The sequence below is a fragment of the Acinetobacter sp. YH01004 genome, from assembly GCF_013420455.1.
GTDB classification, from domain to species: Bacteria; Pseudomonadota; Gammaproteobacteria; order Pseudomonadales; family Moraxellaceae; genus Acinetobacter; species Acinetobacter towneri.
In genome coordinates, this window is record NZ_VOXZ01000011.1 from 76,734 (window position 1) to 99,021 (window position 22,288).

The 22,288-nt window shown below is 42.5% G+C and carries 27 protein-coding genes; 7 read left to right on the forward strand and 20 right to left on the reverse strand.

What is annotated here, in order from left to right; genetic code table 11:
• From rplE to FTT71_RS09115, 15 genes are all read right to left on the reverse strand, one after another.
• Window positions 1–537 (reverse strand): 50S ribosomal protein L5, encoded by a 537-nt coding sequence (rplE, locus tag FTT71_RS09045; RefSeq protein WP_004974719.1) that lies wholly within the window; start codon window positions 535–537, stop codon window positions 1–3.
• 16 nt (window positions 538–553) lie between these two features.
• Window positions 554–871, reverse strand: a complete 318-nt coding sequence (rplX, locus tag FTT71_RS09050; RefSeq protein WP_004974717.1) for a 50S ribosomal protein L24 — start codon at window positions 869–871, stop codon at window positions 554–556.
• Window positions 872–880: 9 nt separating this feature from the next.
• Window positions 881–1,249: a 50S ribosomal protein L14 gene (rplN, locus tag FTT71_RS09055; RefSeq protein ID WP_001982634.1), complete on the reverse strand. Its 369-nt coding sequence runs from the start codon at window positions 1,247–1,249 to the stop codon at window positions 881–883.
• Window positions 1,250–1,340: 91 nt separating this feature from the next.
• A complete protein-coding gene (rpsQ, locus tag FTT71_RS09060; protein ID WP_004974714.1) occupies window positions 1,341–1,598 on the reverse strand; it encodes a 30S ribosomal protein S17 in 258 nt (85 codons plus the stop codon).
• Window positions 1,595–1,792, reverse strand: a complete 198-nt coding sequence (gene rpmC, locus FTT71_RS09065; protein ID WP_004650482.1) for a 50S ribosomal protein L29 — start codon at window positions 1,790–1,792, stop codon at window positions 1,595–1,597. Before rpmC ends, rpsQ begins: the two co-directional genes overlap by 4 nt.
• Window positions 1,792–2,205 (reverse strand): 50S ribosomal protein L16, encoded by a 414-nt coding sequence (rplP, locus tag FTT71_RS09070; RefSeq protein WP_004691317.1) that lies wholly within the window; start codon window positions 2,203–2,205, stop codon window positions 1,792–1,794. Before rplP ends, rpmC begins: the two co-directional genes overlap by 1 nt.
• Before the next feature lie 3 nt (window positions 2,206–2,208).
• A complete protein-coding gene (rpsC, locus tag FTT71_RS09075) occupies window positions 2,209–2,961 on the reverse strand; it encodes a 30S ribosomal protein S3 (protein WP_004974711.1) in 753 nt (250 codons plus the stop codon).
• A 1-nt stretch (window position 2,962) separates the two neighbouring features.
• Window positions 2,963–3,292 carry a 50S ribosomal protein L22 gene (rplV, locus tag FTT71_RS09080; RefSeq protein ID WP_001982638.1) on the reverse strand — a complete coding sequence of 110 codons (330 nt, stop codon included), beginning with the start codon at window positions 3,290–3,292 and terminating at the stop codon, window positions 2,963–2,965.
• Between the two features lie 11 nt (window positions 3,293–3,303).
• Complete coding sequence (gene rpsS / locus FTT71_RS09085; protein ID WP_004673001.1) at window positions 3,304–3,579, reverse strand: 30S ribosomal protein S19; 276 nt, start codon at window positions 3,577–3,579, stop codon at window positions 3,304–3,306.
• Between the two features lie 19 nt (window positions 3,580–3,598).
• Window positions 3,599–4,423 (reverse strand): 50S ribosomal protein L2, encoded by an 825-nt coding sequence (rplB, locus tag FTT71_RS09090; RefSeq protein WP_004974706.1) that lies wholly within the window; start codon window positions 4,421–4,423, stop codon window positions 3,599–3,601.
• Between the two features lie 11 nt (window positions 4,424–4,434).
• The gene (gene rplW, locus FTT71_RS09095) at window positions 4,435–4,755 is read right to left on the reverse strand and encodes a 50S ribosomal protein L23 (protein ID WP_004974703.1); all 321 of its coding nucleotides are present in this window, start codon (window positions 4,753–4,755) and stop codon (window positions 4,435–4,437) included.
• Window positions 4,752–5,354 (reverse strand): 50S ribosomal protein L4, encoded by a 603-nt coding sequence (gene rplD, locus FTT71_RS09100; RefSeq protein ID WP_004974702.1) that lies wholly within the window; start codon window positions 5,352–5,354, stop codon window positions 4,752–4,754. The genes rplW and rplD overlap by 4 nt, the downstream gene beginning before the upstream one ends.
• Before the next feature lie 11 nt (window positions 5,355–5,365).
• Window positions 5,366–6,004, reverse strand: coding sequence for a 50S ribosomal protein L3 (gene rplC / locus FTT71_RS09105; protein WP_026438075.1), 639 nt, complete (start codon window positions 6,002–6,004; stop codon window positions 5,366–5,368).
• A 59-nt stretch (window positions 6,005–6,063) separates the two neighbouring features.
• Window positions 6,064–6,375, reverse strand: coding sequence for a 30S ribosomal protein S10 (gene rpsJ / locus FTT71_RS09110; protein WP_000070912.1), 312 nt, complete (start codon window positions 6,373–6,375; stop codon window positions 6,064–6,066).
• A gap of 425 nt (window positions 6,376–6,800) precedes the next feature.
• Complete coding sequence (locus FTT71_RS09115) at window positions 6,801–7,544, reverse strand: type 1 glutamine amidotransferase (protein WP_180008678.1); 744 nt, start codon at window positions 7,542–7,544, stop codon at window positions 6,801–6,803.
• A 148-nt stretch (window positions 7,545–7,692) separates the two neighbouring features.
• Between FTT71_RS09115 and FTT71_RS09120 the strand changes: the two genes are divergently transcribed.
• Window positions 7,693–8,880: a PLP-dependent transferase gene (locus tag FTT71_RS09120; RefSeq protein WP_180160887.1), complete on the forward strand. Its 1,188-nt coding sequence runs from the start codon at window positions 7,693–7,695 to the stop codon at window positions 8,878–8,880.
• Window positions 8,881–8,935: 55 nt separating this feature from the next.
• On the opposite strand, the gene FTT71_RS13350 is transcribed toward FTT71_RS09120, so the two are convergent.
• Window positions 8,936–10,636 carry a vWA domain-containing protein gene (locus FTT71_RS13350; RefSeq protein WP_225543809.1) on the reverse strand — a complete coding sequence of 567 codons (1,701 nt, stop codon included), beginning with the start codon at window positions 10,634–10,636 and terminating at the stop codon, window positions 8,936–8,938.
• A gap of 251 nt (window positions 10,637–10,887) precedes the next feature.
• Between FTT71_RS13350 and FTT71_RS09130 the strand changes: the two genes are divergently transcribed.
• From FTT71_RS09130 to FTT71_RS09150, 5 genes are all read left to right on the forward strand, one after another.
• A complete protein-coding gene (locus tag FTT71_RS09130) occupies window positions 10,888–12,471 on the forward strand; it encodes a helicase HerA-like domain-containing protein (protein ID WP_180160888.1) in 1,584 nt (527 codons plus the stop codon).
• Window positions 12,472–12,710: 239 nt separating this feature from the next.
• Complete coding sequence (hmpA, locus tag FTT71_RS09135; RefSeq protein WP_004974691.1) at window positions 12,711–13,922, forward strand: NO-inducible flavohemoprotein; 1,212 nt, start codon at window positions 12,711–12,713, stop codon at window positions 13,920–13,922.
• 92 nt (window positions 13,923–14,014) lie between these two features.
• Complete coding sequence (locus FTT71_RS09140) at window positions 14,015–14,458, forward strand: Rrf2 family transcriptional regulator (RefSeq protein WP_004974689.1); 444 nt, start codon at window positions 14,015–14,017, stop codon at window positions 14,456–14,458.
• A 130-nt stretch (window positions 14,459–14,588) separates the two neighbouring features.
• Window positions 14,589–15,485 (forward strand): ribosome biogenesis GTP-binding protein YihA/YsxC, encoded by an 897-nt coding sequence (yihA, locus tag FTT71_RS09145; protein ID WP_180160889.1) that lies wholly within the window; start codon window positions 14,589–14,591, stop codon window positions 15,483–15,485.
• A gap of 215 nt (window positions 15,486–15,700) precedes the next feature.
• Window positions 15,701–16,114 (forward strand): VOC family protein, encoded by a 414-nt coding sequence (locus FTT71_RS09150; RefSeq protein WP_004974684.1) that lies wholly within the window; start codon window positions 15,701–15,703, stop codon window positions 16,112–16,114.
• Window positions 16,115–16,192: 78 nt separating this feature from the next.
• On the opposite strand, the gene FTT71_RS09155 is transcribed toward FTT71_RS09150, so the two are convergent.
• The gene (locus FTT71_RS09155) at window positions 16,193–17,434 is read right to left on the reverse strand and encodes a dicarboxylate/amino acid:cation symporter (RefSeq protein ID WP_180160890.1); all 1,242 of its coding nucleotides are present in this window, start codon (window positions 17,432–17,434) and stop codon (window positions 16,193–16,195) included.
• Between the two features lie 158 nt (window positions 17,435–17,592).
• Entirely contained in the window at window positions 17,593–18,465 is an 873-nt protein-coding gene (locus FTT71_RS09160; RefSeq protein ID WP_180160891.1) for an acyl-CoA thioesterase II, read from the reverse strand.
• A 291-nt stretch (window positions 18,466–18,756) separates the two neighbouring features.
• Between FTT71_RS09160 and plsB the strand changes: the two genes are divergently transcribed.
• Window positions 18,757–21,321: a glycerol-3-phosphate 1-O-acyltransferase PlsB gene (gene plsB / locus FTT71_RS09165; RefSeq protein WP_180160892.1), complete on the forward strand. Its 2,565-nt coding sequence runs from the start codon at window positions 18,757–18,759 to the stop codon at window positions 21,319–21,321.
• Window positions 21,322–21,411: 90 nt separating this feature from the next.
• Here the strand turns inward: plsB and FTT71_RS09170 are convergent, their stop codons facing one another.
• The gene (locus tag FTT71_RS09170; RefSeq protein ID WP_004974672.1) at window positions 21,412–21,747 is read right to left on the reverse strand and encodes a type II toxin-antitoxin system HicB family antitoxin; all 336 of its coding nucleotides are present in this window, start codon (window positions 21,745–21,747) and stop codon (window positions 21,412–21,414) included.
• A gap of 127 nt (window positions 21,748–21,874) precedes the next feature.
• A partial coding sequence (locus tag FTT71_RS09175; protein WP_180160893.1) for an RNA-guided endonuclease TnpB family protein occupies window positions 21,875–22,288 on the reverse strand: 414 nt, incomplete at its 5' end.

Genomic DNA, 22,288 nt, shown 5'->3' on the forward strand with positions numbered 1-22,288 from the left:
TTATTTGAACGGGAAGCCGAATGCACGCATAAGCGCACGGCCTTCGTCATCGGTGCGAGCAGTCGTAGTAATGGTGATGTCCATACCACGAATTTGATCAATCTTATCGAAATCGATTTCAGGGAACATGATTTGTTCCTTGAGACCCATAGAGTAGTTACCACGACCATCAAATGATTTCGAAGAGAAACCACGGAAGTCACGGATACGAGGGATCGCGATAGAGATCAAACGGTCTAAGAATTCGTACATACGTTCGCCGCGTAAAGTAACTTTACAACCAATCGGCCAACCATCACGGATTTTAAAACCAGCGATTGATTTACGAGCTAATGTTAAAACTGGTTTTTGACCAGCAATAGCTTGCATATCAGAAAGAGCGCCATCTAACAATTTCTTGTCAGCAGCTGCAGCACCAACACCCATGTTGATGGTAATTTTAGTGATGCGAGGGATCTCCATCACATTCTTAACGCCCAATTGTTCTTGTAATTGAGCCTTAAGTTCGTCGTTGTAACGTGTTTTAAGTCTGGCCATTGCCTATTTCAACCTATTACTTCGCCACCGCCACTGATTCACCATTCGATTTATAAACGCGAGTTTTCACGCCATCAATCGTTTGGTAACCAACACGGTCAGCCTTTTGGGTTGTAGCATTAAAAATTGCCACGTTTGAGATATGAAGCGAAGCTTCCTGCGTTACGATACCGCCTTCAGCGCCCGTAGCACGGTTTGGCTTCTGGTGCTTCTTAACCAAGTTAAGACCTTCGACCTTAACACGGTCATTAGAAACTGACAGAACAGTACCCTGTTTGCCTTTTTCTTTACCTGCGATCACAATTACTTGATCGCCTTTTTTAATCTTAGCCATGATTGCCTCTTATAGAACTTCAGGAGCCAATGAAATGATTTTCATGAACTGTTCAGTACGAAGTTCACGAGTCACTGGTCCGAAAATACGAGTTGCAATCGGTGCTTTGTTGTTATTCAAAATAACAGCAGCGTTATCATCAAAACGGATCACAGAACCGTCTGGACGACGAATACCGAACTTTGTACGTACAACAACAGCATTCATCACGTCACCTTTTTTAACACGTGCGCGTGGAATAGCTTCTTTTACAGTAACTTTAATAATGTCGCCAACAGAAGCATAACGACGATGTGAACCACCTAGTACTTTAATACATTGTACGCGGCGAGCACCACTGTTGTCAGCTACGTCAAGCATCGTTTCGGTTTGAATCATTGCCCTACTCCAAAACCGAGCATCACCGGTCACAATTTCGAAAGGCTCAAAGAGTACTCGAAATTGACCGATGATGCAACAAGAACGTTAATTACTCAGCAGCAGCTTCAACAACTTCAACTAAAGTCCATGACTTAGTTTTAGACATTGGGCGGCTTTCTTTGATGGTTACAACATCACCAATCTTGGCGGTATTGTTCTCATCATGAGCGTGTAATTTGGTTGAACGGCGAATCAATTTGCCATACAACGGGTGTTGAACTTGGCGTTCAATAAGGACAACAATAGATTTTTCCATTTTGTCGCTTACAACTTTGCCAGTTAACGTGCGGACTGTATTTTGACTCATTGCCCGTTCCCCTGTTTTTCGGTAAGGAGGGTCTTGATGCGTGCAATAGTTTTACGAGTAAGCGCAACTTCATGCGATTTACCCAATTGACCAGTTGCTTTCGCCATACGAAGACGGAATTGGTTAAGCTGTTGCTCATCAAGCAAAGCTGTCAACTCTTCTACCGACTTTTCACGTAGATCTTTAGTTTTCATTACATTACCGTCCGAGTCACGATAGTGGTTTTAAACGGAAGTTTAGCAGCAGCAAGCGTAAATGCTTCACGCGCCAATTCTTCGTTCACACCATCAATTTCGTACAAGACTTTACCTGGTTTGATTTGACAAACCCAATATTCCACAGAACCTTTACCTTTACCCATACGCACTTCAAGAGGCTTAGAAGTAATTGGTTTGTCTGGGAATACACGGATAAAGATCTTACCACCACGCTTAATACGACGGCTGATTGTACGACGTGCCGCTTCAATTTGACGCGCAGTCATTTGACCACGTTCAACTGATTTAAGAGCGATAGTACCGAAAGATACTGAGCTACCACGGTGCGCTAAGCCAGTGTTACGGCCTTTTTGCACCTTACGGAATTTAGTACGTTTAGGTTGCAACATGGATTATTCTCCTTTTTCAGCAGAACGATCATTGCGACGACCACGACGCTCTTGACCTTCACCACGACCGCGACCGCGTTTAGCTGGACGTTCTTCAGCAGGTGCTGGGTTCATGACTTGCTTCATGCCACCCAAGATTTCACCACGGAATACCCAAACTTTAACACCAATCGTACCGTAAGTAGTTTCAGCACGCATAGTTGCATAGTCGATGTCCGCACGAAGTGTATGCAAAGGTACACGACCTTCACGATACCATTCAGTACGTGCAATCTCTGCACCACCTAAACGACCAGAAACTTCAACTTTGATACCTTTAGCACCAGCACGCATAGAGTTCTGTACCGCACGCTTCATAGCACGACGGAACATTACACGCTTTTCTAATTGAGAAGCGATTGCTTCAGCAACTAAACGTGCATCTAAGTCTGGACGGTCAATTTCGTTGATGCTTACTTGCGCAGGAACACCCATAATAGATGTTAATTCGCGTTGTAATTTCTCAATGTCTTCGCCTTTTTTACCGATTACGATACCAGGACGCGCAGTGCTAATTGTTACTTTAGCAGCACCCGTTGGACGTTCGATAAGAATATTGCTTACCATTGCGTTCTTAAGTTTTTTAGTTAAAAACTCACGAACTTGAAGGTCTTTAAGCAAGTATTCAGCGTATTGTTTCGGATTCGCATACCAGTTAGCGTTATGACGTTTCACAACACCTAGGCGGATACCGATTGGATGAACCTTCTGACCCATATCAAACCCCTACCTTAACGGTGATGTGACAAGTACGCTTAGTAATACGATCTGCACGGCCTTTAGCACGTGGCATAATACGTTTAAGGCTCATGCCTTCATCAACGTAAATCGTAGATACTTTAAGGTCGTCTACATCTAAACTGTTATTGTGTTCAGCATTTGCAATTGCAGATTCCAATGCTTTCTTAACTAAAACAGCAGCTTTTTTGTTGCTGAAGTTTAAAATGTTAAGTGCATGCGCAACAGATTTGCCGCGGATAAGATCTGCAACCAAACGTGCTTTTTGTGCCGAGATAGCGGCACCGCGTAATTTAGCAGTTACTTCCATCATAGCACCTATTAACGTTTAGACTTCTTGTCAACACCGTGACCACGATAGGTACGAGTTGGCGCGAATTCACCGAGTTTATGACCAACCATGTGTTCAGAGATAATCACTGGAACATGGTTACGACCATTGTGAACAGAAATTGTTAAACCAACAAAATCTGGGAGGATCATCGAACGACGCGACCAAGTTTTGATCGGCTTACGGTTATTAGCCGCGATTGCCGCTTCAACCTTAGCGAACAAGTGCGCATCGACGAATGGGCCTTTTTTCAGAGAACGAGGCATTGTCAGATTCCTTTACTTGTTACTTAACGCGACGGTCGCGAATAATCATCTTAGTCGTACGCTTGTTGGTACGTGTCTTGTACCCTTTAGCTTTTTGACCCCATGGGCTTACAGGTTGGATACCTTTAGTACGCCCTTCACCACCACCGTGCGGGTGATCAACCGGGTTCATTGCCATACCACGAACGGTAGGACGAACACCACGCCAGCGCGAAGCACCTGCTTTACCAAGTGAACGAAGGTTGCTTTCTGAGTTAGATACTTCACCTAACACAGCGCGACATTCAACGTGCACTTTACGCATTTCGCCTGAACGTAGACGAACGATAGCGTATGAACCGTCACGACCCAACAATTGAACTGAAGTACCAGCAGAACGCGCTAATTGAGCACCTTTACCGATTTTAAGTTCGATGTTGTGAAGAGTAGCACCGATTGGCATGTTACGAAGTGGCAAGCAGTTACCTGGGCGGATTGGAGCATCGTTACCAGATTGAACTTGATCACCAGCACGTAAACCTTTAGGCGCAATAATATAACGACGTTCACCGTCAGCATACTTCAACAATGCGATGTGTGCAGTACGGTTTGGATCGTATTCAATACGCTCTACAACAGCAGGAATGCCATCTTTGTTACGTTTGAAGTCTACGATACGGTAGTGTTGCTTATGACCACCACCAACGTGACGTGTAGTAATGTGACCGTTGTTGTTACGACCACCAGTACGTTTTTTAGCTTCCACCAACGGCGCATAAGGCGCACCTTTGTGAAGATGGTCGTGAACGACTTTCTCTACAAAGCGACGTCCTGGAGACGTTGGCTTACATTTTTGAATCGGCATAAATTTCGTCCTTATTCCGCTGCGCTTTCAGCGGTATCGCCCAAGTCAGCCATTTCAACATCTTGGCCAGCTTTCAGGGTGACGTATGCTTTTTTAACATCAGAACGGCGTCCTAATGTACGACCAAAGCGCTTAGTCTTACCTTTAGTGATAGTCGTGTTAACTTTAACAACTTCCACACCAAATAATTGCTCAACTGCTTTTTTGATTTCAAGTTTGTTTGCATTTAATGCAACTTTGAATACTTGAACACCAGCAGTTTCGCCTAAAACTTGTGCTTTTTCTGAAAATACAGGTCCTTGTAGGACTTGATATAAACGTTCGTTGTTCATCCGAGTTCTACCTCAATTTTCTTAGCAGCAGCAACAGACATTACAACTTTGTCGAACGCGATCAAGCTAACAGGATCGATTGCAGTAGCATCAACCACATCAACGTGTGGAAGGTTACGCGCTGCAAGATATAGATTCTCATCTACAGCTTCAGTTACGATCAATGCGCGAGTTGCATTCAAGTCGTTAAGTTTTGCAAGCAACTCTTTAGTTTTAGGAGCTTCAACAGCAAACTCTTCAACCAATACAAGACGATCTTGGCGAACAAGTTCAGCTAAGATACATTGCATTGCACCGCGGTACATTTTGCGGTTAACTTTTTGAGACCAATCTTGTGGACGAGCAGCAAAAGTTTTACCACCACCAACCCAGATTGGGCTACGAATAGAACCAGCACGAGCGCGGCCAGTACCTTTTTGACGGAATGGTTTTTTACCACCGCCAGCAACGTCTGCACGTGATTTCTGAGCTTTAGAGCCTTGACGACCACCAGCTAAGTAAGCCGTAACAACTTGGTGTACAAGTGCTTCATTGAATTCACGACCGAACGCAACTTCAGATAACTCAACAGCAGAGCCGGAAACAGTATTTAAATTCACGTTATTTCCCCTCAAGCCTTGATCGTAGGACGTACAGTTACGTCACCACCAGTCGCACCAGGAATCGCACCTTTAACAACAAGAACTGAACGCTCTGTGTCGATAGATACAATTTCAAGACCCTGTACAGTTACGCGTTCAGCACCTAAATGGCCAGCCATTTTTTTGCCTTTGAATACGCGACCAGGAGTCTGGTTTTGACCTGTAGAACCTAGAACACGGTGAGAAACAGAGTTACCGTGAGTAGCGTCTTGAGTACGGAAGTTCCAACGCTTAACACCACCCTGGAAACCCTTACCTTTAGACTGACCAGTTACGTCAACGATCTGACCTACTGTGAACAAATCTACACCGATAGTTCCGCCAACTTCACGACCTTCAAGGTCAGCTTCTGTAGCACGGAATTCTTGAACTAAACGACCAGCAGCAACACCCGCTTTAGCGAAGTGACCTTTCTGAGCGTTAGTTACGCGAGATTCGCGACGTTCACCAGTAGTAACCTGAATTGCTTGATAACCATCTGTTTCAAGCGTTTTGATTTGAGTGATGCGGTTAGGATCAACCTCAATCACTGTAACAGGTACAGAAACACCAGCATCTGTAAAGATACGGGTCATACCGCACTTGCGACCGACTAAACCAATAGCCATGTGCATAAACCTCTAAAAAAGCGGCCTAATTAACTTAGAGTGTTAATTAACCGAAAGCCTTAACCCAATGCAATCTGAACATCAACACCAGCTGCTAGATCTAATTTCATCAACGCATCAACAGTTTTATCTGTAGGTTGAACGATGTCGATCAAACGCTTGTAAGTACGGATTTCATACTGGTCGCGCGCATCTTTGTTTACGTGTGGTGATGTTAAAACGTTGAAGCGTTCGATGCGAGTTGGCATCGGGATTGGACCACAAACTTGTGCGCCAGTACGCTTAGCGGTTTCTACGATTTCTTGAGCAGATTGATCGATCAGACGATGATCAAAAGACTTCAAACGGATACGAATTCTCTGGTTAGACATACCAGTTAACTCCAAGCCAAATATATAAAGAATCACCCTTGACGCATCTCACCCCACTAATTTAAGGCAAGTGTCAAAGGCAGTGAATTATCACTAAGGTCATGATCGATGCCACGACTGTCACGATGTTAACTACTTTCTTCGCAGTTAACCCCCTTGCATAAAGGGTCGCCCATTATAACGATTGTTTAATGCATAAGCAAATCTCTTTTTGGCTTTATTGCTTTATTTTTCACGCTCTGCCGATTTCTCTTTTTAAAATATACGATTAGCACTTTATATATGAGTTAGGCAGCATTCCTATCCAATTATTGAGTGTAAATGTAGGTAATCTGCTTTTTGACCATTTCCTCTACCTTGACAGCGCAAATCATCCTCACCATGACTAACTTTCATTTTTTGTGTTCACTCCACAATCCATGACTTTATTCCCTAAGTTTGCTTTGTGCTAAAACATAATCTATTGCACGATTCATTAATTGGTTGCCTGCCTGAAATTGTGCTGCAGACATCTGTTTTAATTCATGCGCGGGTTGTACATACATGCCTGAAAATGCAGGTTTCATTTCAGCATTGTCCAAAAACAACTGCAAAGCCCGTGGGGTAATTTCTGGATGGAACTGAAATCCTAGTACGTTTTTCCCAATTTGATACAGTTGATTGGTGCAAGCGGCATTACTGGCAAGTCTTACCGCGCCCTTAGGTAATTCAAAAGTTTCGCCATGCCACTGCATCACTGAGATTTGATCAGGCATTTGGAAACAGCTTTCTGGTATATTTTCGACTTTATAGACAGGATGCCAACCGCGCTCCTGTTCAGGATTAGGACTCACTGCTGCACCCAACGCATTGGCAATCATCTGCCCACCTAAACACAAACCGATTGCAGGTTTACCCATCGCCAAATAACGCCTAATCCAGCGTTTTTCTGTTTTTAACCATGGATAATGTACTTCATCATTTACACTCATGGCACCGCCCATCACAATTAACAGGTCAATATCTTCAACTTTGGGTAAGGCTTCAATTTCAATATTTTGCTCAGGCGGTAAAGCAAAAAATTCGGTTGCAGTGATATTCGCCCCCATCTGCTTTAAATAGTCATAGCAACTTCCAAAACCTTCACCTGCACTATGCTGAAAATAATGCACGCTTAGTGGTGCTTTCATCTGGATCATCCTTTGTATTTTCTATACTTCAGCTTCTGCAAAAATAGCGCCAAGTTCAAGGCATGTCTTGTAGTGCAGCTTTTTATAGCCTAAAGCCAGTATTTCTCTTAAGCTAAACTCAATATTTGCTTATTTTCTGAGTGAACCTGTGAAGAAAAATGCTCAAACTGCTTTAATTCATGCACCAAGACGTGCCCCACAATATATTCAAACGGTACAGCCTCCCCTATTTCGTGCATCGACCATTATCTTTGAAAACACAGATGCACTGTTTAATCGACACTGGACTGATGCTTATGATTATAGCTATGGCACACATGGCACACCGACGACCTTTACGTTAGGTGATCACATCGCGCAGATCGAAGGCGGTCTGTATCACCTGCTGGCGCCGAGCGGCCTCTCTGCGATTAATCTGGTCAATTCCTGCTTGTTAAGCCAGGGTGATGAGGTCTGGGTTCCGGACAATATTTATGGTCCGAATATGGAGCATCTGCGTAATCTGCAGCAGCGTTATGGCATTGCCGTCAAGGTCTATAACCCGTTGGAGGTAGAAAGCTTTAGCCCAAGCGATAAAGCCAAACTGTTATGGCTCGAAGCGGCTGGTTCGGTGACACTGGAGTTTCCGGACTTAGTTGGTCTGTTAAAAAAAGCCCAAGCCCATAACATTCTGACTGCACTGGACAATACCTGGGGTGCAGGTCTTGCCTTTAATGCTTTTGATTTTGGCAATGAACATTTAAGTGTCGATATGACCGTGCATGCCCTGACCAAATACCCAAGTGGTGGTGGTGACATTTTAATGGGGTCTGTCGTGACCCGTGATCAACACTTACATCATCAACTGTTTCGTATGCATGCCATTCAAGGTATTTGCGTATCGGGGGATGATGTCGCGCAAGTACAACGCAGTTTGGCTTCGATGCAACTACGTTATGAGCACCAAGCAAAAAGCACAATTGAATTACTCAACTGGCTGAAACTACAACCACAATTTGCTCAGGTGTTGCACCCTGCCGATGCCACATCTGCGGGGCATGCGTATTGGAAAGAAATTTGCCGCGATGGACACAGCGCAGGTTTGGTCAGCGTGATTTTTGACAATAACTACAAGTTGCAAGATATTCGCAATTTCTGTGACAGCTTAAAACTGTTTAAGCTTGGCTTTAGCTGGGGTGGTCCTGTCAGTCTGGTCATGCTATATAACTTAAAAGAAATGCGTGTGCTTGAACATTCACATTTGAAGGAGGGTTTTCTGGTTCGTTTCTGTATTGGTCTGGAACATCCGGAAGATCTGATTCAGGATATTCAACAAGCTTTAAAAGTCTTAGCTTAAATATCGACATAAAAAATTGGGCAATTTGCCCAATTTTTTACATTATTGTTTCGCTTTACTTAAAGTAATCATAGCTTACTGAAACAGTCTCACCTGCTTTTGGTAAAGCTGTTCCATAGAACACTAAACTTACGCCAGAATTACTATAAACTAGATCAAAGCCTTGTCGATGTGTTGTATCACGCGCAACATTTTGACCATTTACTGTCACTTTAACAGTTGAAGGTACTGGTACCTGTTTTAAACTAAACTGACTTGCAAGACCGGTTGCTACACGAATAATGTCATCAAATACTACATTCCAGCTTGTGGCATCCGCACAAATTGAAGCAGAAGCCCCACCAGTCAACCGTGCAATCTCTTTAAAATGACCACCGCCCTCTGCTGATCCACCTTGACCATTACATTCGAATCCTGGTGTACTCCAAGAAATTGTAGGATCTGCAAAAGTTGGACGAATATGATCAGATGTACCTACAATCGAAAAGTAGGTAGTGTTTGTAGACAAGAAATAATTTTTATAATCATTAAAATCTCGTCGTGTATAGTTACTATATACTGGACTGGACTGCCAATATGTTTCATTTTCAGGCTCATCTGAAACAAACACCACTAAATTCTTCACGTTTGGACGGTCAAAACCAGTCAAATCTGCTTCACGAACGCAGTAAAAACCTGTTTCAGTAGCTGAACCATAAGTTCCAGGTTGAGCCAAGGTTGCCCACTCTTGCTCTGCATCAGGTGTATTTCTATCAATAAAATTAGTCGTTTTATCTTTTAAAGTTCTAAGCGACTTACATGCGTACGCATCCTGCGTATTCACTGCTAAACGATAATCTACACCTGCTTGATTCAATGATTTAAAGAACTGTGCAGCACCATTAGCCAAGTTACGCTGTTCTTCAGACATTGAACCTGAAGAATCAATATTCCATAAAATGTCAACCGCATTTGCAGATTGTGTTGTTTGAGTAAAAGTTTCTTTTACTGTAGCCACTTCAATAACCGCATTGCTACTTAAAGCACTAGCAATATTCAAATCACCATATACTTGGTTAACTTGATCACTATTACTCGCTACGTAAGTATTTCCCCAAATATAACCTAATTGGTTTGCAAGCCAAAAAGATAGATTGAGACGTAATTTTTTATCACTTGCTTGTACGGCTACAGGAGTAGTAACAGATGAATTTGAATTTAATACAGATAACAACAGATCACGAACTTTAGTCAGTTCATTGGCATTAGAAAAATCAATATCCAAGATTACATTAACCACTTCACCTTGAGCATTCGTAGATACACGATTAGTTAAAATATTGACTTTTGCATTTTGCTGGATAAGAGCATCAGTAAATGCAGCTAAATAGAATTTACTAAATTCATCTAAATTTTGATTTAATACAACGGATCTCACTTTCGCTTGATTCTGTGCCGATGAAGCAGTTAAATCAACCTGTGAAGCAAATCCAGCTGCTTTTGTCACATTATCATCTAACAATAAAACAGTCCGACCTGATGTTAATGCTGTCTCTGTAAAATATTTAGGATTCACTGCACCAAAAACTGCAATATTTGCCTTTTCACTTACTACAGTTGCAACATCTTGAATAGTAGTAAGCGTTTCGTCTGGCTGTTCTGGTGGAACTGGATCAGTAGGCTTTGTAGATATTGAGCTATCTGAATCACCACCACATGCCGTTAAAAATACAGATGTTCCCACTAACATTGCTAATAATTGTTTGTTAAGTTTCATTTATACCCTCTAACCGTTTTCAAACTATTTAATAAAAGCTATTAAATTAAAATTTTATTTTTCATAATGTTATTAAAAATAAAATGAATGGTGAATATTACAAAAAAAATGGATACAATTTCAACAATAAAGTAAAAATACCTTAACATGTAACACAATAAACCAAAAAAGAGGCTTAAATCACGAATCCGTGCATAAGGGAAATTTAAGTATTCCAAAAGACAAAAATTTATATAGAGGTTTTCAAGTCAATGAATACACCAATCGTTATTGGTAAAAAAACTGCCGACGTTCAACAAGACGTGGTTTTACATTCACAGTTTGCCAACCGCCACGGTTTAATTGCAGGTGCAACAGGTACAGGTAAAACCGTCACCTTAAAAGTCTTGGCAGAAAGCTTTTCACGAATTGGTGTACCCGTATTTTTAGCCGATGCCAAAGGCGATGTTTCCAGTCTAGCCAAAGCAGGCAGCAGCAGCCCAAAGTTTGATGCACGTATTAAGAGCTTAGGTATCGAAAGCATTCCGTTTGCAGCATCTCCTGTGGTGTTTTGGGATTTATTTGCCGAACAAGGTCATCCGATTCGTACCACCATTTCTGAAATTGGCCCGTTATTATTGGCGCAAATGCTGAACCTGAATGACACCCAAGAGGGCGTGTTGTCTGCGGTATTCCGTATTGCCGATGATCAGGGTTTATTACTGATTGATTTTAAAGATTTAAAAGCCATGCTGACCTATGTCAGCGAACACGCCAGTGAATTTAAAGCTGAGTATGGCAATCTTTCTCCAGCCAGTTTGGGTGCGATTCAGCGCAATTTACTGGCTTTAGCTGATCAGGGCGGTGATAAATTCTTTGGTGAGCAGAGTTTGGATATTTTGGATTTTATTCAAACTGACAGTCAGGGACGCGGCAATATTAATGTTTTGGCTGCAGACAAACTCATGAACACGCCAAAACTGTACGCCACCTTTTTATTATGGATGTTATCAGAACTGTTTGAACAATTGCCTGAAGTGGGCGATATGGACAAGCCAAAACTGGTGTTCTTTTTTGATGAAGCACACTTGTTATTTGACAATGCCAGCAGCGCGCTACAAGAAAAAATTGAACAAGTGGTACGCTTAATTCGCTCTAAAGGCGTGGGGATTTATTTTGTGACCCAAAACCCGCTGGACTTGCCTGAAAGCGTATTGGGACAATTGGGTAACCGTGTTCAGCATGCCTTACGTGCTTTTACACCCAAAGACCAAAAAGCAGTAAAAACTGCCGCAGATACATTCCGTGCCAACCCAGACTTTAAAGTTGAACAAGCCATTACCGAACTTGCGGTAGGTGAAGCCTTAATTAGTTGCTTAGATGAACAAGGCACACCGCAAATTGTAGAACGCGCTTGGGTAATGCCGCCCTACTCATCGTTTAGCCCAATTAGCACAGAAGAACGTCAAGCCTGTATCAGCCAGAGTGTTATTGCAGGTGTGTATGAGCAGCAATTAGATCGTGAAAGTGCTTATGAAATGCTGCAACAAAAAGTTGAACAACGTCAGCAACTAGCCGCAGCAGCAGAACAAGCTAAAATTGAAGCCAAAGAAGCTGAAGCTCGCGCCAAGCAAGAGGCAAAAGAAGCCGAAGCACTCGCCAAACAACAAGCGCGCGAGCAAGAACGTCTAGCCCGCGAACAGCAAAAAGAAGCAGAACGCGCTGCCAAACAGCGTGAAAAACTGACTCAAGATATTGTGGGTACCTTTGCCAAAAGCGCAGCACGCAGCTTAGGGGGGGCTACAGGACAGAAAATTGTACGAGGTTTGTTAGGGTCATTATTTGGTAAGAAATAGCATGTTATAAACGATGAGGTTTGCATAGATTTCATTCATGGATGTGCCACCCAAAACCTGAATGAATACTTACAAAACTCTAGTTATCACATCTACAAACCCCATAAAAACTTTAAAAATAATGGGATATTTTTATAATCCATAATTTTTTTAAGGTTTCACAAAAAAATGTTTGCAATCCTTATTTATAAGATGTATTTTAAATACATCTTATAAATAACAGCCATGAGAGATCGAACATGACTCCACAGCAAATTGACCTTGTAAAAGCAACTGTTCCTGTACTCCGTGAAAATGGTGTCGCACTGACTGGTTATTTCTATAACCGCATGTTGGGGAATAATCCTGATCTAAAAGAAACCTTTAACATGGGTCACCAACGTAGTGGTGCGCAGGCTCAAGCGCTTGCAGGTGCTGTATTGGCTTATGCTGAAAACATTGAAGATCCTTCTGTGCTTGCGCCTGTGATTGAATTGATTGCCCACAAACACGTGAGCTTAAACATTCAAGCACCTGACTATAATATTGTGGGCGAAAACCTACTTCACTCTATTAGCGAAGTATTAAATATTTCAATGGAAGATCCTCTAATTGATGCATGGGCAGCTGCTTATGGTCAGTTAGCAGAAGTGTTTATTAATGCTGAACGTGCAATCTACGAACAACACGAACAAACTAAAGGCAGCTGGTTAGGCTGGCGTAATTTCAAAATTGCCAAGAAAGTTGTAGAAAGTGACGAAATCACTTCAATCTACTTCGAGCCAGTAGATGGTGGCGATTTACCAAAATACGAAGCAGGTCAATATATTTCAGTACGCGTATTTGTACCTGAACTTGGCTTGAAGCAACCACGTCAATACACGCTATCGACTAGCCCACAACAAGATTACTTACGTATTTCTGTAAAACGTGAGCCAGGCAATGGTGCAGATAAAGTTGCAGGTTGGGTATCGAACGTATTGCACCAATTACCAGAAGGTTCTGAAGTTGAAGTATCTGCACCAACAGGTAACTTCTTCCTCATCGACAGCAACAAACGCAATGTCTTCATTAGTGGCGGCGTTGGCTTAACACCAATGATTGCAATGTTGAATCAATTGGTGACTTTAGATGTGCCACAACCTGTGACATTTATTCACGCATGTCGTAGCAAACAAGTACATGCCATGAAACAGCATCTCCAAGACTTAACTGCAAAATGTCCACGTATTCATACGTTGACTGCGTATGAGTTCCCGAACGAAGGTGATGTACTGGGTCAAGATTACGATGTTGCAGGTCGTTTAGACCTCAGCACTGTAGATGCAGCGCTGTTACCAGCCGATGCAGATTACTACTTATGTGGTCCAATGCCATTCATGGCAGAACAGCGTAAAGCTTTACTTGCGCGTGGCATCAAAGATGAGCAAATCCATAGCGAAGCGTTTGGTACAGGTGGTGTTCGCCACTAATCTAAAGCGTTAAAAGCTAATAGGTAAGGCTAGTCTAGTTATGCTAGACTAGCCTTAATTTATTTGTATTTAAAAAAAACATCTGTGCGATCATGCAATTAAATAAATTCACCGACTATGCGCTGCGTATTTTAATGTATATCTCGCGTCCTCGAGATGTACCCTATACCATTGCGGAAATTGCACAGGATTTGCATGTTTCCCAGAACCATCTGGTAAAAATCGTTCACTTTATGGGTAAGCAAGGATGGCTAATTACCACTCGTGGTAAAGGTGGCGGGATTCGCTTGCATCCTGAAGCATTGCCTTTGCGTTTAGGTCATGTGGTGAGAATCCTGCAAGGTGAAAATCAAATTGTAGAGTGTAATACCCCGCCCTGCGTGCTGCGTGCGCAATGTGGACTAAAAGGCATTCTCAATCAGGCAATGGAACAGTTTTATCAAAGCTTAGATCAATACAGCTTGGGTGAAGTGCTACAGCCTGTACCCAATTTACAGTTCAGTACACAATCTCCAATCCCGCTGATTCATCTTTAAAGTAACTTAAACGGTCAAAGCAATATCATCCTAGATGTTGCTTTTTTCGGGCATTCAGGGCGCAAAGGTCGCTTGCCTGTATGACTTGCTTTATAATGCCTGTTTGTAGACCATGAATTGAAGTTAAGTTATGCACCATAGCAGAGGAAAATCGAAAAACAGTAAGGCAGCAGCACAGCCACGGCAGAAAATTAGCTACGAGAAAAAAGTAGACCCTGCCATTACTGAATACTCTGTTCGCGCCTTAAACTGGCTGCGTAAAGCCGAGTTTTTAATGAGTGCGCCTAAACTGAATTTATGTGTAGAAGATACTGGCTACGAAGTGGCTTTTGCAGGACGCTCCAACGCAGGTAAGTCCAGTGCAATTAATGCTTTAACCAATCAAAAACAATTGGCACGTGCTTCTAAAAAACCGGGTCGTACTCAAATGATCAACTTCTTTAGTTTGGGCAACCCCGAACAGCGTTTGGTCGATTTACCCGGTTATGGTTATGCAGCCGTACCTGAAGCCATGAAAATTGTGTGGCAAAAAGAACTCGAAAATTATTTGATTCATCGTAAAAGTTTACAAGGCTTGGTGTTACTGATGGATATTCGCCATCCCTTACAGCACTTTGATGTGATGATGCTGGAGTGGGCATATTCACGTAAATTGTTCGTGCATGTATTGCTCACCAAATCGGACAAACTCAACCGCGGCCCTGCCAATAAAGTATTGCTTGAAGTCAAACAGCAGTTGAAAAAGATGAAACTAGATTTCTCGATTCAATTATTTTCATCACTCAACAAACAAGGTTTGGAAGAGCTTGCGAGTGTGATGGGCGGACGCTTAAACTTCACCTTAGAACAAGCGCATCAATTTGATTTAGACAGCATTCCAGAAGCCACTGGCGATGATGTTGATGTTGATGTTGATGTTGATGTTGATGTTGATGTTGATGTTGATGTTGATGTTGATGTTGATGTTGATCAGCCTGAATCTTTAGATATAGACGATCCAGCCACATCTGATACCAAAACCAAATAGTCCGTTAAATTACTGACTATTGGTCGATAACATAAAGTCCTATTCGTTCAATCTCGAATAGGACTTTTTATTTGTATGTCCACTTTCAGTTTTACGCCGTAATCACAATCTCTCTCACCACCAAAGTTGCACTTTACAACGCAGCCAGAAATGCCCTACTGTCAAGATCATAACAATTAGACATTAAACAATTACATGCGATAAGGAGATCAAACATGCAAGCACACATTTCAGTGATTACCTTAGCGGTAGAAGATTTACAACGTGCACTCGACTTTTACCGCGACGGCTTAGGACTTGTAACTGAAGGCATTATTGGACAGGAATTTGAACCAGGTGCGGTGGTCTTTTTTGAACTGCAAGCAGGCTTAAAACTGACTTTATGGTCTAAACAAAGTTTACAACAAGATACAGGCTTAACAGGTACAGCCAGCAGTGCTGCACAAATCACTTTAGGACATAATGTACATAGCCCACTCGAGGTCGATCAGGTATTGAAACAAGCAAAAAATGCAGGTGCGAAAATTTTAAAACCTGCACAGAGCACCTTTTACGGCGGTTATGCAGGTTATTTTCAGGACTTAGATGGTCATATTTGGGAAGTGGCCTACAGCCCATGTTGGGATTAATCTGCTTTGGCTCATGTCTTTACATAGCACAATAAAACAGGATGATGCTGAAAACTTGATTCGATTTTAAACCCATTATCAGGAATGCAGTGCAGGGTCATCACGAGTATGCCGATCGACCACCACACTAACCATCATATCGCCCTGCACATTGACCACAGTACGCACAGTATCCAACAAACGGTCGATCGGCAATAAAATCGCAATCGCTTCTGCAGGCAAACCCACCGATTGTAATACCATAATCATCGTCACCATACCTGCGCTTGGAATACCAGGCGCACCGAGTGAGGCAATCATGGCCGTCGCACAGACAATCAGTTGTTGCCCCAAACTTAAATCCAGCCCCATTAAGTTGGCAATAAACAGTGCTGCGGCTGCCTCATACAAGGCCGTTCCATCCATATTTAATTGTGTACCTAGCGGAATCACAAAGCCTGCTGTTTGCGGCCGTACACCTAAATTTTCCTGTGCACATTTCATAGACAGCGGCATGGTGGCCGAACTGGAACTAGTGGCAAAAGCAGTGATCAGCGCCGCACGTGTACCTTTAAAAAAGGTGATCGGATCCATCTTGCCAAAAACCCATAACAGCAAAGGCAAGACCACCACACCATGAAAAATGGTGGTACCTGTCACAACGGCGGCAAACTCTGCCAAACGGCTAAGCACCGAAATATCTTCAGTGGCAACCAACTTGGCCAATAAGGCAAAAATACCAAATGGTGCCAGTTTCATTACCCAGCCAATCATCAACATCATAATTTCAAAAAATTGCTGGCTGAGTTTACGTACCGTTTTAAAGTGCTCACCGCCTTTAACCAACGCCACACCCACCAACAAGGCAAAAATCACTACCGCCAAAACATTGCCTTCAGCAAAAGCTTTAAATGGATTGATTAAGGTGTTTTGAATGAAGTTGGTAAAAAAAGAAGAAGGTGTAAGCGTATCTGGAGGTTGATGCTGCGCCATCGCATCCTGAAACATTACAATATCTACACCTTTGCCGACAGCGAATAAATGCGCACAGGCCAAACCTAGAATTAAAGCCAGCGTAGTAGTGGTAACACAACATGCCAAAGTAATTTTCCAGACTCGACTTAACTGCCCCACGGCTTGTAAATTCGATACCCCGACCACAATCGAGCTAAAAATAAGCGGGATTAACAGCATTTTCAGTAAGCCGATAAAAATACTGCTCACAATGCCTATGCCATACAAACTGGCAGAAAAAAATGCGGTATCAGGAAATAAATTCAGTATAAAACCAAACACCACACCCAAAATTGCGGCAATGAATATTTGTGTATTGAGGCTCATACGCTGTTTAATTTTTTAATGTGATGTGTGGACTATGCCATGCAGCGTGGGTTGAATCGAGAAATATTTTTGAGCACAGCCCAAGCACATGTATACAGGCAACAAAAAACCGACTGCATGACAGTCGGCCAATTAAGGTAAATTTCACCCAAAATGTATTATTGAGTTTCAATTTCACGTAAACGAATCAGTCCTTCTTGGCTAGTACTACACACCAATTCACCATTTTGCCACATACGCCCAAAGTTCAAACCACGCGAACTGCTACTAATGGTCGCATCCATGTCATATAGCATCCAGTCATCTACACGGAATGGCTTATGGAAATACATGGCATGGTCAATACTGGCACACTGCAAACTTGGCGATAAATAACTTAAACCATGTGGACGCAGTGCTGTGGTCATTAACGTGAAGTCTGAATAAAATGCGGCAATGGCCTGATGTAAAGAAACTTCATCCACTTCTGGTGAAATGCTGTCATGGGTACGAATGTAGTGCGCATAAACAGGCGCTTCAGGCTGGGGTAAAAAAGGATTGCTCGGGTTAATTGGACGAATTTCAACATGACGATCACGCATAAAACTGGCGCGAACGTTTTCAGGTACAAATTCAACAATATGCTGTTTTAATTCAGCTTCATTTTTTAAAAGTTCAGCGGCGGGATAATTCGGCTCTGAAATTTGATAGTTCAAGCCTTCTTCCAATGGCGCAAACGACACTATTGCCGTAAAAATAGTACGTCCATGCTGAATGGCACGCACCTGACGGCTAGAAAAACTTTTACCATCTCGTAAGCGGTCAACCTCATAAATAATGGGTGCGTTGACATCTCCACCAAACAAGAAATAAGCATGTAAGGAGTGCGCAGGACGATCTGTAGTATAAGAAGCAGCACGCAAAGCCTGTCCTAAAACCTGCCCACCAAAGACGCGCTTGCCTACCAAGTTGCGGCTAATGCCTCGATAGATATTTTCTTCCAACTTTTCTAAACGAAGAAGTTCAACCAATTCTTGCGTAAGTGCGTTCATGACTAACCTTATTTATGGCCAAGCGGCGGGATGTTGCAGCGAAATCGATTCAGAAACTGAACCGTAAAATCTTAGCGCTATTTTGCCATAAATTCTGAGTATTTTACTCATCTAAGACTGACCCTTGTGTCACCCTGAATTACGTTTATTTTGCTAAAAAGACGATTTTTAACGATAAAATCTAACAATATTCATGCAAATTATCTAAAAATGCTGTGCCATTATTAGATACAATGGCGCAAAATAAATTCCCTACCAGCTAGGGACTTGGGTGATGAAGTAGGAGTGAGTATGTCCAAGCGTGGTTTTGGTCAAATGTATCGTCAGCTTTCAGGCAAGCTGCTTGACCTTGTGGTGACACCGCATGTTCTGGGTGAAGTCCCTGTCAAGGATGCAGCAAATGCAGACTCAGATACCTCACGTACTACCATCACCTGTTATGTATTGCAGAACCACTCTCGCAGTAATGCCTTGGTCGTTGATGGTGAAACACGTCGTTTAAAACTCAGCCCTGCGCTGGATCCTTTAGTGATGGGTTCACATAAGGAAAAAGCCTCGATTCTGTTTTTACAGCATCACGATGAAAACAACCTACTCAATCCACCACCTTATGCTTTCCCACCACGCTTGCTGCGTTTAATTGAACAATTAGAACAGCACCCAGAAATTGATATTGAGTTGGTGCCTGTAACCGTGTTGTGGGGACGCTCTCCCGACAAAGAAGATTCATGGTTTAAATTGCTGTTTACCGATACATGGGCAACCCCAGGTACAGTCAAACAATTGATGAATATTGGGGTACATGGTCGTCAGTCTTATTTGGAGTTTCATGAGCCGCAATCTTTACGTGCTTTGATTGAACATGCCAAAACCGAGCATCCCAACCTGTCGCCTGCGACCTTTATTGTTAACACGCTAAATAATTACTTAGATGGACAACGTGAAGTCGTACTTGGCCCAGACTTGTCTGACCGCCGCAATGTCATGCTCAGTCTGATTAAATCTCCCGATGTGCAAGATGCCATTCGTCGTGAAAGTTTACGCAGTAAAATTAGCGTGATTGAAGCCGAGCGTCGTGCGATTGGTTATTTAAATGAAATCGTGTCGGACTACTCTCATGCAGCGGTACGCTTTGCCGATATGGCACTGACCCGCTTATGGACACAATTGTACGATGGCGTGGAAGTGCATAATTTTAGTACCGTGCGCGAACTGGCCAAAGACTATGAAATTATCTATACCCCATGTCACCGCAGTCATATCGACTATTTATTGCTGTCTTATGTGATTTACAAACGCGGCATGATGGTGCCGTACATTGCTGCGGGCGATAACCTGAATATGCCATTTGTAGGTCAATTGCTTCGTGGTGGCGGTGCGTTTTTTATCCGTCGTACTTTCCGTGGCAACGGCTTATACACAACCGTCTTTAAAGAATATTTATTCAGTATTTTGTCGCGTAACACGCCGCTTGAATACTTTATTGAAGGTGGACGTTCACGTACAGGCCGCTTGTTGCCACCAAAAACAGGCATGCTCGCCATGACCATTCACAGTCATTTGCGTGGTCGTGCTAAACCGATTGCTTTTGTGCCAACTTATATTGGTTATGAACGCCTGATGGAAGGTTCAACCTATGTCGGTGAAATGCAAGGCAAGCCAAAAGAATCTGAATCGCTAATGGGCATTTTAAAAACCATGCGCAAGATTGAACGGATTTTTGGCAAGGTGCATGTCAATTTTGGCGAACCTGTGTTTTTAGATGATGTTCTAAAACAACACGATGCCGAACACATCAGCATTGAAAAAAATGATGATCCTATTCCACCACAAGTGTCAGATGCAGTGAATACTTCAGCACATGCGATTTTGGAAAACATTAACCGTGCTGCGGTAATTAACCCGGTATCTTTGTTATCGCTGATTTTACTGGCAACACCAAAACATACCTTGGATGAAGAAATTTGTGTGAAGCAGTTAGACACTTACCGTAATCTGCTCACTGCCCTGCCTTATGATGAGCGCACTCAAGTCACACCATTATCAGGTAAAGAAATTATTGCCTACGGCTTAAAACTCAAACTGATTAAACGAGTGCAGCACGTTTTGGGCGATATTATCGCGATTGAAGACCATCAGGCGGTGTTACTCACCTACTTCCGCAACAATATTTTGCATGCCTTTGTCTTACCATCTTTAATTGCAGCATTGGTGAAACATAATGGTTCGATTCGTCGTGGCGATTTAATCAACGTCATCCGCACCTTATATCCGTTCCTGAAAGCCGAGTTGTTCTTGAAATGGCAAGATCAGGAACTCAAAGAACGGATTTGTGCCTATGTAGAAGCGTTAATTCAGGCCAAATTGATTTCTGAAGATGCGGAAGGCAACTTAATTTCACCTGCACCAAATAGTGAAGACCATAACCAGTTGGTAGTATTGGCTGCACCTGTAATGCAGAGTTTAGAGCGTTATTACATGACACTGGCGCTGATTACACAACGCGGCTCAGGCAATATTTCGGCACGTCAGGTCGAAGAACTCAGCCATTTGGTCGGTCAGCGTTTGTCGGTGCTGTATGAATTCAACTCACCTGAATTCTTTGACAAAGCCTTGTTCCAAAGCTTTATTAAAGTCTTAACTCAGCAAGGTTATATCAGCACCAACAGTGACAATGCGATTGTGTTTGATGATAACTTTAAAAACGTCGCACAATACGCCAATTTGGTGTTGGATGATGTGACTTTACAGATGCTGCAACACATCACCACCTTTAGCGATGAAGAATTGCGTGAGGCGTTAGAGGCTCTTGCTGCACAACAGGCGAAGAAACGCTTAAAACGTAAGAAGAAGTAATTTTCACACAAAAAAACATAGCGATCTGTATAGCAATAGGTCGCTATGCTTTAAATTGAATATAGAATAAAGTTTATAGCATTGATAAAATCATACACCTAAGCGCATTAATTTCTCTTGAATTGCATCACTCACAAATGCATTCAAAGAACTCTCCTCCGAAGCTAAAACAGCTTTGCGATGTAATTCAGGACTGATACGAACATTAAATGTTCCCTTGAATGGCTGATCAGGTTTCTTCCCTAATTCTGCACAAGAATCTAAATATCCATCTACCGATTCCTGAAAAGCTTGCTCAAGTGTTTTTAAGGTTTCAGCCTCATAAGTAATAAGATCTCGAATGAACGCCAATTTTCCAAACAACTCACCTGTTTCAAGGTCTGGTTCAATCGTCCCGAGATAACCTTTGTATTTAAAATAACTCATAAAAAACCCTCCTGCTTGAGTGCTTGCTTTACAGCTTTCAATGCCCCACCTTTGATTTCATTTTCAGGGTGAGGTCGATGCAGTAAAACCATGTGCTCGGTTTTGAGGTTTTGACATCCTCCCCCCCTTAAAAGAGGGTGATTCCTACAGCTAGACGCTTATTCCCAAGCGCAAGAATGTTTAAAGCTGAGTTTATATCTCGATCATGAGCTGTACCACAGCTCATGCACTCCCATTCTCTTATTCCAAGATCTGTACTACCTTTGGGACTACTTGAGGTGATCTCACCGCAGCACGAACAGATTTTGGTGGTATAGGCTTCTTGGACTTCTTCAAACAATACGCCTGCGTTCTCGCATTTATACTTGAGCATTGTTTTTAGTGCCGAAAATCCTGTATCCAAAACAGATTTTTCCATTTTGGTTTTTACTAATTTTTTAGCACTCAAGTCACCTACAATAATCAATGCATTTTCATTCACAAGCTTGGTGCTTGCTTTATGCAAATGATCTTTTCGACTATTTGCAATCTTGGCGTGTAA